Consider the following 14,336-nt stretch of genomic DNA (forward strand, 5'->3'; position numbering starts at 1 on the left):
CTATCCTTTTTGGTATTTTAGTTTGTCACGCTGTACTTGTTCGATGGGCAGAATATCTTGATTTTTGTATGATAAAGCTTTGTGTACTGCTTTTAGATCGCGACATAATTTGCGTAAGCCTTCAGGCTCTAGTGAAGCCGCATGATCTGTCCCTTTCCAAGTCCTGTCCAATGTATAATGTCGTTCGATAATAGAAGCCCCCAGAGTATAGGCTGCCATATCGACTGCTATCCCTAAATGATGGCCTGAAAAACCAATATGCTTTACTTTATCTCCGTATTTTTGGATTAATAAGGTAATGTCTAATAAACAAACATCTTCAAATGGCACTGGATAGCCTGAGGTACAATTGTAAACTACCAAATCTTGGTTTCTTCCTTTTGTGATAAAGAAATTCACCAAATTCTCCGTCTCATTTTTGGTAGTCATTCCAGTAGAAATATGAATTTCCCCTTTATAATTATCACACAACCACGTTAACATTTCGTAATTGTTATTACAGGCTGAGGGTATTTTAATATACTCAGGGTTCAACGAAGCAATTTCTTTGGCTGAAGTAGTGTCCCAAACCGAAGAAGCATATACAATACCAATTTCCTGACAATAGGCTTTTAATTCCGCGTGTTGCTCTACATCAAATTCTAAAAATTCGCGATGTGCCCCATAGGTGTCACCGTATGCATTACTTGGGTTGGGATGCGCTGCTTTGTATTGGGATTCGGTCAGCAATTCCTTATTGTTCCGTTTTTGAAATTTTACTGAATCCGCATTAGCATAAATTTTGGCCATGCGAATCATTTCTTTGGCTATAGCCATATCTCCTTTGTGATTGCAACCAATTTCGGCAATCACAAAAGGCTTGTTGTAATTTTTAATAACGTTCATTGTAGGTTATAATTTTTTCACATGCTTCTCTTATGGCTCCTGAAGCGGCCTCATGGGTTAGTACATAATCGGCGTGTTGTTTCACCATTGCTGTAGCATTCGCTGGGGCGAAAGACCATCCTACACTACAGATGTTTGCTAAATCATTGACATCATCCCCAATATAGGCCACCGCGGCAAAACTACTCTTTTTAGCTAACATCAATTGCTTTAAAAAAGAATATTTATCTTTTACCCCTAAATAGGTCTCTTTGATTTGTAGTTTTTTCATCCGTTGCGCTACTAAGTCTGAATTCTCGGAAGTCATTACAATCACCTCCACTTGGTTTTGACGAATGATTTCTAACCCCATTCCATCGCGCATATCGAAGGTTTTGGCCAATTCGCCTTTTTCGCCGTACCAAACGTTCCCGTTGGTAAAAACTCCATCTACATCTAACACTAAATATTCAATTCTTTGGTGTCCTTTACTCTTTTTCAAACGACTTATCAATAAAGCTTCAGCAATGTTCCAATCGGCTGGGGTATCGATTTCTACTAACGATTCTTCCACCATTTTTACCAACCCAATGTTTCCGCTAACCCGATTATGGGTTGCTTCAAAGGCTTTTTTTGTGGTGGCATACACGGCCCCATTTTCAATCAATAATCCTTCGAAATCTTGACGTCGAGGCCTTTGAAACACATCATAATTTTGAGGGGTTCCATCTGTATTCCATGTAAAACGATGGGTATTGACCACCGTTAATGCGGCTGTTTTTCCCTCCATTTCAATTTGGTTTAAAGTAGCATTAATGTCCTTTGCTGTGGTTAAGGGTGAGGTCGCTTGCAACAAACATAAAATATCGAAATCGTAGTTAATATATTCAGCAAACTCTTTCATGGCATTTTCTGTTGAAGCGGTATCAGTCGCGTTTTGATCACTTCGCAATAACCCTTTTACTTTAGAGGTCCAATAGTATTCTTTGGCAATAAAAGCCAAAATGTCCTCATCGTCTGTAAACACATACACCGCATCCAAATCCGAAAAAACAGCCTCAGTGAGTACCCACGAAAACAAGGGACGCCCTACCATTTTCTTTTTGTTTTTGCCCGGAATACTTTTGGAGCCTTTACGTAAAGGCAAAATGGCTATTTTTTTCATGATTTTTTTTGTTTTAAAAGTATGAAATTACCAATTTCATTTGTGAATTTTTTTGCTCCTAACACATTTAAATGCGAAACATCGTAAAAATAATGATTTTTAGAGGTTTTGAAATTTGATGAATAAGTATACAATAATGTTGATTCAAAACACTGTTTTTTTAATATTTTAATAAAATTAGAATTTAATGGTTTATTATTTGGAGGAATTACGACTAGCAATTCAATATGCATTTGAACACATAAATCTTGCAACTGTTTAAATGCTTTAATCATCTTATTATCCATTACTATATTTTTATCTGCTATAAAATGTTCCCCATTGCCTTTATACAGTTCTACTGGAATTGGATTTGATCCTAGCTTTGTTGTATAATTTTCAATAGTTACTTTAGGAGTGACAAAAACCGTGTTAAAATTACTTTTAGCAAAATTTAATACGAGAGCCAATTTTGACAATGCTCCTTTCTCTATTAAAACATTGCAATATTCTTGATAACAAACGAAAGGAAGTAACAAATCGGTTCTATATTTCAAAACATCACGATCAAACATAAAAGGAACATCTGCTGTATAAATTATTGTTTTAGGAACAGCGTTATGCGCTAAATACCATTGCAAAAGTTGAAGATGAAAATCAACACTTGTACCTCTAAAACCTAAATTAAAAGCTTTCTGTTTCGTCAAATTCGATAAATCCTCTGCCAAAATATTATGAGCTGCTCTTGAAGATCCTAAGATCAATACATCGGCTTGAATTTCGCCTTTGATTAATTGTTCTAAACGACGATCGGGCTGTTTAGCTGGAATTTTTTGAAGCACAAAATAATAACAGGCATCCAAAATCAAAAAACACGAACAGAATAGGAGTATATGTGTGATTAATTTTTTCATTAAAATTGAAAATAAATAAAAATCTCTGGCTCACTTTGAAACAGAAACAATAATACTAAAAGGAATAAATAGAAACTCCATCGCAAAATTCTAGAACGATTTCCTAAAAAATGCTCTAATGCAAAATTACCTCTTCTGCCAAACCATTCAATACTTACAAAAAAAAGAATTAAAACTATGAGATATGTAGGACGAATTAATGGAAGTTGAAAAAAACTACTAGAAAAAATACCTTGTATTAACTGAAAAGCAACTGGCAAAGATTCTGCTCTAAAAAATATCCAAGCAAAAACAGTTAATATAAAAGTTACCGCCATTGCTATAAATTCACTTAAAGTAGGAAATACAGAATTATTAGCCACAATTTCCAAATTCGATCTGTTTTTATTGGTAAGTAATAAAGGGAGAAAATATACTGCGTTTAAAAATCCCCAAAAAACAAATGTCCAATTGGCACCATGCCAAAAACCACTTACCAAAAAAATGATAAACGTATTCCGAACTTGCATCCACTTCCCGCCTTTACTACCGCCTAAAGGGATGTATAAATAATCTTTAAACCATGAAGACAGCGAAATATGCCAACGACGCCAAAACTCGGCTATATCTCTTGAAAAATAAGGGAAGGAAAAATTTTTAAGTAATTCAATACCTAACAATCTAGACGTTCCCAAAGCAATATCGGAATACCCCGAAAAATCACCATAAATTTGAAATGTAAAAAATAAAGCCCCTATAAACAAAGTACTTCCTGAATAGTCATCAGCTTGATTAAAAATCGGATTTGCATAACGTGCGCAAGTATCGGCGATGACAATTTTTTTAAACAAACCCCACAAAATCTGACGTAAGCCCGAAACCCCTTGTGCATAACTAAAAACTCTTTTCTTTTTTAACTGAGGTAGTAAGTGGGTAGCACGTTCAATAGGTCCGGCAACTAATAAAGGAAAATACGAAACAAATAAACTATATACTACAAAATCATGTTCAGCAGAAATTCTTCGCTTATATATGTCAATCACATACGACAAACCATGGAATGTATAAAAGGAAATGCCAACAGGAAGCAACACCTGCAAAGTAGAAAGATGTATCGTAACACCAAAAGATTGGAAGAGCTGTATTAGCGAATCGGCAAAGAAATTATAATATTTAAATACCCCTAAAAAACCTAAATTGATTAAAATACTCAACCAAAACCAAAAATTTCTACTTTTTTCAGAACTACTTTTTTCTATTTGTATTCCGGCTGTATAATCCAATCCAGTGGAAAAAATTAATAAAAATAAAAATTTCCAATTCCATGAGGCATAAAAAAAATAGCTTGCTACTATTAGCAAACCATTTTGCCATTTCAAGTCCTTTTTATATAACAACCAATACAAAATAAAAACCAACGGAAAAAAACAAGCAAAAGTAAAGGAATTGAATAACATAACTTAATAAACTAACGATTGTAATGCTCTATTTTTTTGTAAAGTCGCTTTGGAGATAGGTTGTCTGTATTTCTTTTTGGAAGAATAAGAGAAGATAATATTCTTTAAAGTTCTAAAATACGTTTTAAAATAAACAAAATCATGCAACGCATATTTTTTAAAATTATGGTGTAATAACTTTAGTATTGGCCAAAATGGCTTTGGATAGTAATTTAAAAAAATAAAAAAAGAGTTTTCCAATTGTTTTTCAAATCGAAAATAATTTTTACCCTGTAATTTCCGTTGTTCAATGTCTATTCTATGATTTACAGCTATAGTATTGGTAAACCATAATTCATAACCCAATTCCATAACTTCAAACGACATACAGGGCTCCTCTCCATAAATATCTATCCAAGTTGGGAATCCTCGTGTGGCATCATATACCGTTTTTTTTATGGCAAAACCACAACCAATAAAATCATTGGTTTCATGATTTTTTTCGAAATCACTAACTTTTTCAAGAGCTTCTGCATCATTTTTAAAGAGCCCTCTAACTTCTTTAAAAGCCAACACCCCAACTTTTTGATCAGCAAATAGCTCCCGTAATAGTTCCTTGTAATTAGAAGTAATTATATGTGCATCATCATCCAATCCTATCAAATAAGTACCCATTGCTTTCGGATACAAAAAAGCTCTCGCTGGTGATGCCGAAATACGGGTCTTGCCCGAAAACCATCGTACCCAAGGATAGTGAACACGAAGATATTCGGTTGCCTCACAAGCATCAATATAAACCAGTACCTCTTCATTTAATAAATCTATGTTTTGTCGAATTATTTCTAACGTTTTTGTCAAATCGGTAACCCGATCATGCGTAACTATCAAATAAGAAAATTCCATTACTTAAACATTTGTGAATACAAACTTACTATTTTCGTTTGAAGTCTTCCCCTATCATACAGCTTTTGTAAATAATGGGTATTATACTGTTGTGCTTGCTCCCGCATTTGTCCATCATTTAAGGCCAACTCTAGTAAAGTAGCAATTTCAGTTTCGCTTTCAGGATCAGTTAGCAAAAAACCGTTTTTTCCATGTATAATCACTTCTTCAGTAACCTGTCCCGGGTTCGATTGTATAGGAAAAGCTCCCATACCCATAGCTTCTAAAACCACATTAGGCATACCATCCGAAACACTACTCGCTATATGCACAACCGATTGCCCCATATAGTTTAAAATTTGCTCGTTAGGCACATAATTAGCTCTTGAAAAAACCAACACATCGTGCTTTTGATAAAAATTAGAAGTTTTCAAATACTGCACAACAATTTCATCTGCACTATAAACAAGAAGTTGATAGTTGTTCATCACAACAGGTGCATGATTTGCTATGGCTTGTAAAACTATTAATGCCTTTCCTACACCATCGTCATACCCTTTAACCATAATTATAGCACGTTGGGAATACGGCGCTATAGCATCTTTTAAAAAATGAATACCCCCATTACCCGGAAAAACCCCTAAAAAAGTTTGGTTAAAACCTAACGATAAAGCCTTATTATAATCGCGATAACAATCAGTAATTAAAAAATTAGTGCGTTGCAAAAATTGCTGTACAAAACTAGTGGTTAACCCCAAACGTTCGTATTGGAACAAATCGCTACCCCAGGAAGAATAAACTAAAGGAATTGTAGAATGGTGTTGTAAAACCGAAAATATAGGATAACCCGCCAATTGCATTTCAAATATATGAATTACATCAGGCTGTATATCGGTTATCAAGCCCTCAAAAACAAGAGCAACCTTACGTTCGTTAAATCGTTGAATCCAACAATATAGAAAAGGAAAATATTTTTTAATACGATGTCGAAAAGGATAATCCCATTTCATTCTCCAACCCGCGTATTGTTTAACCCAACCAATTTTTTCAGAAAAACCAGCACCATCGGTTATATCAAACCAATGTACCTCATGCCCCGCATCTTGCAACTGATTGGTCCATTGAAAAAAATGATGATTCGGGATGGCTACTAATAGGAGTTTCATACTAAACTTTAAGTAATGGTTTCAAAAAAAAATCTCCCCGCTTTATAATTTTAATAAATTGAAACAAAATTTTAATGCGAAAAAGTTTAATCTTCAATATATAGTTAATCGTCAAATCGTTTGAATCAATAAAATTTAAACATTTTTTTGATTCACTATATTGCCTTGAAGCCAATCCCAAACGAAAATATCCTAAAACTTGTTTTAATATACTCAATTTAATTTCATCAGTATTCTTCAGGTTTAAAACTGTTTGCTTTGCTTTTAAATATGAATCTAATCCAGTTGATATATCTTTATAAAAAGTAGATGTTAATGCTAAGTGATTGTTTCTATAAAAAATTAAATATTTGTTACAAATAACAAGTTTAGGATTAACTATAAAAGCCCTCGCATGCAATTCATGATCTTCTAAAATATGCATACTTTCATTTATCGGTAAAAACTGTTTAATATAATCTCTTTTCCACAAAGGAGTCACCATCATTATTTCAGTTTGCCCTGTTACAAAATCATCAAAAACATTTGTATTGATTTTTAAATCTGAGGCATCAGAAAAATTAAACAAATCTTCATCAAAATCTTCATAAAATATTTTTTGTTTACAAATTACCAAATCAGCATCATTAATAGAATTTATTTTTTCAAATAAATGATTTGGATGCATGATATCATCACTATCGAAGAATTGTATGTAGCTACCCTTGGACAAACTAAAGGCATAATTCCTGCACGAACTGGCTCCTTTTGCTCTATCATCTGCTCTTCTAAAGAACTTAAATCTAGAATCTCTTTCAATATAACTTATCAAAACCCCAGTAGTATTATCAGTACTCCCATCATCCACAATAATACATTCCCAATTCGTGTAAGTTTGCGCCAAAACACTATCGAGCGTTTCACCAATTAAATGTGCTCGATTGTAAGTGGGGATGATTATGGAAACTAATGGTTGCATATGTTTAACTATTAAGATATATCCTTCTAAAAAACTTTGTCAAATTCAGTAAATCAGTATAATTTAGGTGGTATTTTACAATTTTATAAAACAACTTTTTGGTTTGGAGTTCAAAAAACTGTCTTTCCACTCTGCCGATTAATTTTAATCGTTGTTTTTTGTCAAAAAATGACAAATAATCATCTGCAAAAGCTTCATAAAAATAATTCGAGGCGATTATTTTGTTTTTTACATTATCCATTTTGCCAGAAATATTCTTGTTACTCATACGAATGTATAACAGTACGCTATTTATTGAAAAAATCGGTTGCCCATCGGCAAACTCCAACCAAGCCCTATCATCACTATGCCACCCTAAAGGATAATCTTTAAATCCATATTTTGAATAAGCAACTCTTGCAAAAACATACTCACTCAAAGAACTCCTTGTCACCCCTTTGAATTTTCTCCAAAAAGAATCCGTTGCCTTTTCTAGTTTGGGATGCTCAAACAAACCAGATATAGCCTTCCCTTCTCCATTAATGACTTGCGTAGCAAATCTAACCACATTACTCCCCATTTCATCAATCTCGGGCAAATTTTCATAAAACTCAGCCACCACATTCTCCCCCAACACATCATCATCTCCCAAAATCATCAGCCAGGGTTCATTTTCAGATAACGCAATACAACGCTCCCATTGCTGGGTCAATGAAATGCCTCCCAAATTAGATTCAAAACGGTGGTACACAAACTCAAATTTACCTTGAAATTGCTCCAGCAAGTCTTTTGGATCTTCTGGACTGGCATCGTCGCCTATATAGACCTTAAAATTATGGCAGGTTTGCGCTGCTAAGGACTGTAAAGTAGCCTTGAAAAAGGTACGTTTATAGTAGGGGATTATTATGGCGAACATTGCTTTTGATTTATTTTTTTACAGTTAAAATTATACTTTCAAAGTAGTTAAAAACCAATAAAGTATCTATATATTTTTATAACGCAACATCTTTTTCTCAATTACATGCCAAGACCAATAACCAAATAACATAGAAATAGGCAATGATACCAGCATTAGTTCTAAGGCATTAAATTTAAAATAATGCATTAATGTTTGTTGAATGGGAAATCCATAAATATATATTCCGTAAGATAAATCACCAACTTTAGAACCAATTTGACTAAGTACTGGCGTAACATGTTCTCCAATACCAATAATGAAAACAGGCCAAAATAAAATTCGAAAAATAAAAGGATCCTGAACAAGAACTTCTGAACAGATAATCAATACTCCTGAAAGAACAAGAATAGTTTTTAAATATGGGAAAACACGATAATTTAAAAAAGCCAATAGTGATCCTCCCAGAAAAAACAATCCCAATTCAGACAAATGCGAACTTCTTAAATCATAAATATGTAATGGAAATGAAGTAGATAAGAAAAAGTGATAAACAAAAAAGACCCCGAAAACCAACCATAATAACAATCCTAAAAGCTTTTTTTGCGATCTAAATAAAATCAAAAAAGAGAGCAAAAAATACATGAAAAATTCATAACAGATTGTCCACAAGGAACCATTGATAGCTGAACCATAAATATTAGTATCAAAAACACCAGGAATACTGTATTGCAATTGAAAGAGAGTAATGTTCCTTATTATATAAGTATATACTTTTCTATTTTCCAAATAAAACATAGGACTTTCATATACAAATGGCGCCAAAAGAATAGTCAAAACCAACACCACGAGCAATCCCGGAAACAATCGTAATATACGTTTCCAAAAATAACCCACCCAATTTCTACTTCTTAAAAGACTTTGAAAAATAAGATACCCACTAATTACAAAGAAACCTTTCACCCCAATATAAGAAAATTGGAGATTGCCATTTGTAATCTCCCCTAAGCAATCCCATCCTTTATCTCCTGACAATGGATAAGAATGCGTTATGATTACAAACATTGCGAAAAGCAAACGTAAAAAATCGAAGTTGTTATTCATTAAAATACTTGATCTTTTTTATAAACTTACTCCAGAATTTTTTCGGATCTTTTGAAGCTTTCAAAGCCTTGAAAAATACATTATGAGAAACAAAAGCTTCCTTATACTCGTTATGTATTTGATTTTCATAGCTATCAAAAACAGACAATTGTCTTTCTAAAAAAATTGAATTTATAGAAGAATTATTAAAATACGACAACAGTAAGGTAAATAACTTAAAATTAGCTCTTACCATATTTAATGGCGAATGTGTTGAGTGTATTCCCACTCCAAAACGATACACCGCCATTTTCTCTTCTAAAAATTTTAATTTACCATGTTCTGCCAACATCATATACAAAAAATAATCACCAATTGGAGTTTGACTAAATTCAAAGGAAAACTCTTTGATTATATTTCTATAAATTACTGAAGGCGTATGTATGTAATTCCCAAGCCTAGCTAACGTTTCAATGGTTTCATAATTTTTGGGCACTTTAGTAATAAAATCATCAACTAGTTCTCCATTGGTTTTTAAAATTGACACCTGATGAAAACACAATACATAATCCGGATTTGTTTCCAAAAAATCTACCTGCTTTTGCAATTTTAAAGGATCAGTCCAATAGTCATCTCCTTCACATAAAGCGATGTATTTACCCTTACATTCCTTTAATGCAAAAATAAAATTAGGCATCATCCCGATGTTTGCTTCCTGCTTAATGTATTTGATCCAAAAACCTCTTGGATGATTTGTTATAATATCTTGAATAACACTGTCTGTTTGATCTGGAGAACAATCATTAGCCACAATAAGCTCTACTTCAAAATCACATTCTTGTATCAAAACTCCTTCTATAGCTTCACGAATAAATTTTTCGTGACCATACGTTATCATACAAACACTTACAGTTGGACTTTGCATTATCTTATTTTTTGTCTAATTATACCTACAAATGTAACGGACAATATTAGTTTAAGCATAATAATAATATCTATCTTTCTCTTAAATATTTCCCAAGTACAATATTTTAATGTATCAACAATAAGTAGATTTTTCATTAATTTATAAACATCAATATAACTTTTAGCGACAAAAGCTTTGTTGATTAACCCTCTATTGGTATTACATATAGCATCAGATAACCAACTTTTATTCAAATTATTCCTTATTACGAAGTTTTTTCTACAATTATATGTATCCATATGTGCAAAAATAAACTTATCTAAATTAATAGGATGGCTTGCACTACCGTCAACAATTCTGTAAACAGTTGTTATCTCATTTAAATAATAAAGTTCAGAATAATTTATTACTTCAAGAATGATTCTTGTATCCCCAATTACCTTATTTTCTAGTTCTTTCTCAAGTATACCAATAGCTTTAACTAATATCGATTTTCTAAAAACAGTAGTTGCAAATTCTACAAACTTACTTTTTAACATCTGCGGAATTACATCTGATTGTTTTTGAACATATCTTCCTAGACTATCAACAAAAAAACCTCCTTTCTGCATAAAAAGTTTGACGTTAGTATAAACTAACCCGACGTCTTTATTATTTTCTAATATGTTTACCTGTTTTTGGAGTTTATCTGAGGTAATCCAATAATCATCGCCTTCACACATTGCAACATATTTACCTTGACATTGCTTCAGCGCAAATAAAAAATTAGGCATTATCCCAATATTACTCTCGTGCTTAAAGTATTTAATCCAACATCCTTTTGGATGATTTTTAATGATTTCTTGTATGACTTTATCTGTTTGATCTGGAGAACAATCGTTAGCCAAAATAAGTTCTACCTCAAAATCACATTCTTGCATCAAAACCCCTTCAATAGCCTCTCGAATAAATTTCTCGTGACCATAGGTAATCATAACAACACTAACTTTATGCTCGTGGTTCATTTTAAAAATCTAAAGGAGATAAATATTTAATGATTTTTGCCGGAATTCCAACAGCAACACAATTATCAGGAATGTTTTTTGTAACGACAGATCCTGCGCCAATGACAACATTCTTTCCGACAGTCAATTTTGGCAACATCGTAGCATTTGTTCCAAAAACTGAATAATCGCCAATTGAGCAGTTTCCAGAAATATGAACACCTGGGGATAATTCTACAAACTTGCCAATTATAGAATCATGTCCTATAGTACAATTTAGATTAATTAAACCTCCTTTACCAATGGTTACATCGGCGGTAACAACTGTACCTGTCATAATATTTGCCCCTTCTCCAATATAATTGCCAAATACTCCAATATTGGCTTTTGGACTTATCGTTGAACAAAATACTCCCCCTATTGCTATTAATTTATCGTAAAGTTTTTTTCTTAATATAGGATTTCCAATTCCAATGGTAAATCGATTATCTACATTTTTAAAATAGACTGATGCTTCTCCAATAGATTTTAAAACTGGAAATTGTCCAAAAAGTTTATCTGGCGCATCTGTATTAACATCATCATAAAAAACCAAATCATCCAATTGGTTCAATTGATATACTACCTCCAAAACTTCTTTTGCAAATCCTTTAGCCCCAACTATTAACATACCTTGTTATTTATTATTTCAGAAATCTTATCCAAATCTTTTCTTTCCAATCCAACATACAAAGGCAAACACAACACTCTACTTGCTATACTTTCTGAAATTGGCATTGCATTCCATTTAACATACTCAATTGTATTCAAAGAAGGATAAAAATAACGTCTCGGAAAAATATTTGCTTCATTTAAATCTTTCTGAGTTTGCAATAATTGCTCCTCGTTTTCAAAAATTATAGGGTAATAACTATAATTCCAGTCGGTATTTTCTCTAATCTTTAAAGCTTGTATATTTGAGAAATCCAAATTAACATTATAAAAATCAACTACTTTTCTTCTTTCATCGAGTATAGTTTTCATATAAGGTAAAACAGTCAATCCTAGAGCAGCTTGCAATTCTGACATTTTCCCGTTAATCCCTAATCCATGAAAAGCCAAAGGACCATCATGACCAAAATTATGACTATAAAACAACTTAGCTTGTAATTGAGAATCGTTGGCAAACATAGCTCCTCCTTCTCCTGTATGATACAACTTCGTGGCATGAAAACTACAAGTACTGATGGTACCATAGTCAAAAATTGACTTCCCTTTGTATTGGACACCAAAAGCATGTGCCGCATCATAAATCACATACAATTGATGTTTTTTTGCTATAGCCTCAATAGCTTCTATGTTACAAGGATTACCAAAAACATGAGTAGCTAAAATGGCAGTTGTTTTATCCGTAATTGCCGCTTCAATTTTAGTTTCATCAATCGATAAATATTCTGGATTTATATCAACAAAAACAGGAGTACAATTTTCCCAAACAATTGCAGCTGTAGTCGCAACATAGCTAAAGGGTGTAGTAATAATTTCCCCCTGACCTCCTAATAATTTTAAAGCAATTTGTAATGGCACCGTACCATTATTTGTCAAAATAATATTCGAAACAGACAAATAGTCGCGTACTTTTTCTTCTAATTCTAAAACTAATTCACCTCTATTAGTTAACCATTGATTATCCCAAGCACGTTGTAATTGTACGGTATACTCCTCGATTGGCGGTAGAAATGTTTTGGTTACGTTTATCATACTATTTATGCTAAGTACCAATCAAATTTTGGTCTAATATTCCCAGGTTCTCTTCCCATATATACTCCTAATTCTCTTCCCCCATCAACAATAGTAAATTGAATAATATCATTTTCTCTAAAAATAGATTTCTTTTTGTCCTCCACAACAAAAATAGACAAACTATAATTTCCGGATTGGAAAAAATCTGCTGGGAACATACATGCTAATGTATTTTCTCCTTTTTCTAAATTTACCCCGGAATTACTATTGTAAAATGAAAACAATGACTCTCCTTGATCATTAATCAAATGATAGGTAATATGATATCGTGATACTTCATCAGTATGCATTTCAATTCTAGTGACTAACTCAATTTCTTGATTTTCTAACAATGGTTCATCAAAACTTTTCCCTTTGTTTTGAAGTCCTATTTCCTTCAAACTAAATACAGTAGTATTATAACTAGAAAACCTTTTACTATTAGATCTTTCGGCATCGTTCCCTCCTAAATAATAAGACACTGCAATATCTATTTCAGAATCCAAAACCACTCTCCCCTGCTCCATTACAATCCCCCTAGTGCACAAACTCTTCACTGCCGCCATATTATGACTCACAAACAAGACCGTTCTTCCTTCACCTTTGGAGATGTCTTGCATTTTGCCGATGGCTTTCTTTTGGAATTCGGCGTCGCCAACGGCTAAGACCTCATCGATTACTAAGATTTCCGGTTCTAGGAAAGCGGCCACGGCAAAGGCCAAACGGACCGTCATTCCACTGCTGTAGCGCTTTACGGGGGTATCTATATAGCGCTCACAACCAGAAAAAGCTATGATTTCGTCGAGCTTGGCAGTGATTTCTTTTTTGGTCATACCCAAGATGGCGCCGTTCAGGTAGACATTTTCGCGTCCGGTGAGTTCGCCATTAAAGCCCGTGCCTACTTCGAGCAAAGAAGCAATGCGTCCTCTGGATTTGATGCTCCCAGTTGTGGGCGCGGTTACTTTGGATAAAATCTTCAGCAAAGTCGATTTCCCAGCGCCGTTCTTTCCTATGATTCCTAGTACTTCGCCACGTTGCACCTCAAAATTAATGTCTTGCAAGGCCCACACATAGTCGGAAGTGCCTTTGGTACTGCGGTCGTTGGTTTCGCCTATTTTCAGATACGGATCTTCTTTGCCTCGTATCTTATGCCACCAACGGTTCAAGTCGTGACTGAGCGTGCCTGTCCCAACAGTACCTAAACGGTATTGTTTGGAGATGTTTTCGGCTTTTAGGATAGGCCCCCCAGCCCCCAAAGGGGGAGTTGATGTAGAGGACTTGGTAGTGTTGGGGTGAGTGAACTCACTGGATAGCTCATTGGCTTCCGAAGGGGGAGTTAAAGGGGAATTATTTGTAGGACTTTGTTCTCGCATTATTGATGTCTA

General features: G+C 33.7%; 14 protein-coding genes. All 14 read right to left on the reverse strand.

Annotated features, from left to right (window positions below; translation table 11 throughout):
* The 14 genes from ACSVH5_RS10885 to ACSVH5_RS10950 all read right to left on the reverse strand — a co-directional run bounded on the left by ACSVH5_RS10885 (position 1) and on the right by ACSVH5_RS10950 (position 14,324).
* Positions 1 to 885 (reverse strand): N-acetylneuraminate synthase family protein, encoded by an 885-nt coding sequence (locus tag ACSVH5_RS10885; RefSeq protein WP_438061465.1) that lies wholly within the window; start codon positions 883 to 885, stop codon positions 1 to 3.
* The gene (locus ACSVH5_RS10890) at positions 872 to 2,029 is read right to left on the reverse strand and encodes a cytidylyltransferase domain-containing protein (RefSeq protein ID WP_438061466.1); all 1,158 of its coding nucleotides are present in this window, start codon (positions 2,027 to 2,029) and stop codon (positions 872 to 874) included. The genes ACSVH5_RS10885 and ACSVH5_RS10890 overlap by 14 nt, the downstream gene beginning before the upstream one ends.
* A complete protein-coding gene (locus tag ACSVH5_RS10895; protein WP_438061467.1) occupies positions 2,026 to 2,922 on the reverse strand; it encodes a hypothetical protein in 897 nt (298 codons plus the stop codon). The genes ACSVH5_RS10890 and ACSVH5_RS10895 overlap by 4 nt, the downstream gene beginning before the upstream one ends.
* Positions 2,922 to 4,358 (reverse strand): MBOAT family O-acyltransferase, encoded by a 1,437-nt coding sequence (locus ACSVH5_RS10900; RefSeq protein ID WP_438061468.1) that lies wholly within the window; start codon positions 4,356 to 4,358, stop codon positions 2,922 to 2,924. Before ACSVH5_RS10900 ends, ACSVH5_RS10895 begins: the two co-directional genes overlap by 1 nt.
* A gap of 3 nt (positions 4,359 to 4,361) precedes the next feature.
* Entirely contained in the window at positions 4,362 to 5,240 is an 879-nt protein-coding gene (locus ACSVH5_RS10905) for a glycosyltransferase family 2 protein (RefSeq protein WP_438061469.1), read from the reverse strand.
* Positions 5,240 to 6,385, reverse strand: coding sequence for a glycosyltransferase family 4 protein (locus tag ACSVH5_RS10910; protein ID WP_438061470.1), 1,146 nt, complete (start codon positions 6,383 to 6,385; stop codon positions 5,240 to 5,242). The genes ACSVH5_RS10905 and ACSVH5_RS10910 overlap by 1 nt, the downstream gene beginning before the upstream one ends.
* 1 nt (position 6,386) lies before the next feature.
* A complete protein-coding gene (locus tag ACSVH5_RS10915) occupies positions 6,387 to 7,343 on the reverse strand; it encodes a glycosyltransferase family 2 protein (protein WP_438061471.1) in 957 nt (318 codons plus the stop codon).
* Between the two features lie 4 nt (positions 7,344 to 7,347).
* Positions 7,348 to 8,238 (reverse strand): glycosyltransferase family 2 protein, encoded by an 891-nt coding sequence (locus ACSVH5_RS10920; protein ID WP_438061472.1) that lies wholly within the window; start codon positions 8,236 to 8,238, stop codon positions 7,348 to 7,350.
* A 66-nt stretch (positions 8,239 to 8,304) separates the two neighbouring features.
* Positions 8,305 to 9,321 carry an acyltransferase family protein gene (locus ACSVH5_RS10925; RefSeq protein ID WP_438061473.1) on the reverse strand — a complete coding sequence of 339 codons (1,017 nt, stop codon included), beginning with the start codon at positions 9,319 to 9,321 and terminating at the stop codon, positions 8,305 to 8,307.
* Positions 9,314 to 10,225 carry a glycosyltransferase family 2 protein gene (locus ACSVH5_RS10930; RefSeq protein WP_438061474.1) on the reverse strand — a complete coding sequence of 304 codons (912 nt, stop codon included), beginning with the start codon at positions 10,223 to 10,225 and terminating at the stop codon, positions 9,314 to 9,316. The genes ACSVH5_RS10925 and ACSVH5_RS10930 overlap by 8 nt, the downstream gene beginning before the upstream one ends.
* Positions 10,225 to 11,211: a glycosyltransferase gene (locus tag ACSVH5_RS10935; RefSeq protein WP_438061475.1), complete on the reverse strand. Its 987-nt coding sequence runs from the start codon at positions 11,209 to 11,211 to the stop codon at positions 10,225 to 10,227. Before ACSVH5_RS10935 ends, ACSVH5_RS10930 begins: the two co-directional genes overlap by 1 nt.
* 1 nt (position 11,212) lies before the next feature.
* Complete coding sequence (locus ACSVH5_RS10940) at positions 11,213 to 11,860, reverse strand: acetyltransferase (protein ID WP_438061476.1); 648 nt, start codon at positions 11,858 to 11,860, stop codon at positions 11,213 to 11,215.
* Positions 11,854 to 12,930, reverse strand: a complete 1,077-nt coding sequence (locus tag ACSVH5_RS10945) for a DegT/DnrJ/EryC1/StrS family aminotransferase (RefSeq protein WP_438061477.1) — start codon at positions 12,928 to 12,930, stop codon at positions 11,854 to 11,856. Before ACSVH5_RS10945 ends, ACSVH5_RS10940 begins: the two co-directional genes overlap by 7 nt.
* Before the next feature lie 5 nt (positions 12,931 to 12,935).
* Positions 12,936 to 14,324, reverse strand: a complete 1,389-nt coding sequence (locus ACSVH5_RS10950; protein ID WP_438061478.1) for an ABC transporter ATP-binding protein — start codon at positions 14,322 to 14,324, stop codon at positions 12,936 to 12,938.
* Positions 14,325 to 14,336: the final 12 nt, after the last annotated feature.

Origin of the sequence: Flavobacterium sp. RSSA_27, from assembly GCF_051547125.1 — a bacterium.
GTDB lineage: Bacteria > Bacteroidota > Bacteroidia > Flavobacteriales > Flavobacteriaceae > Flavobacterium.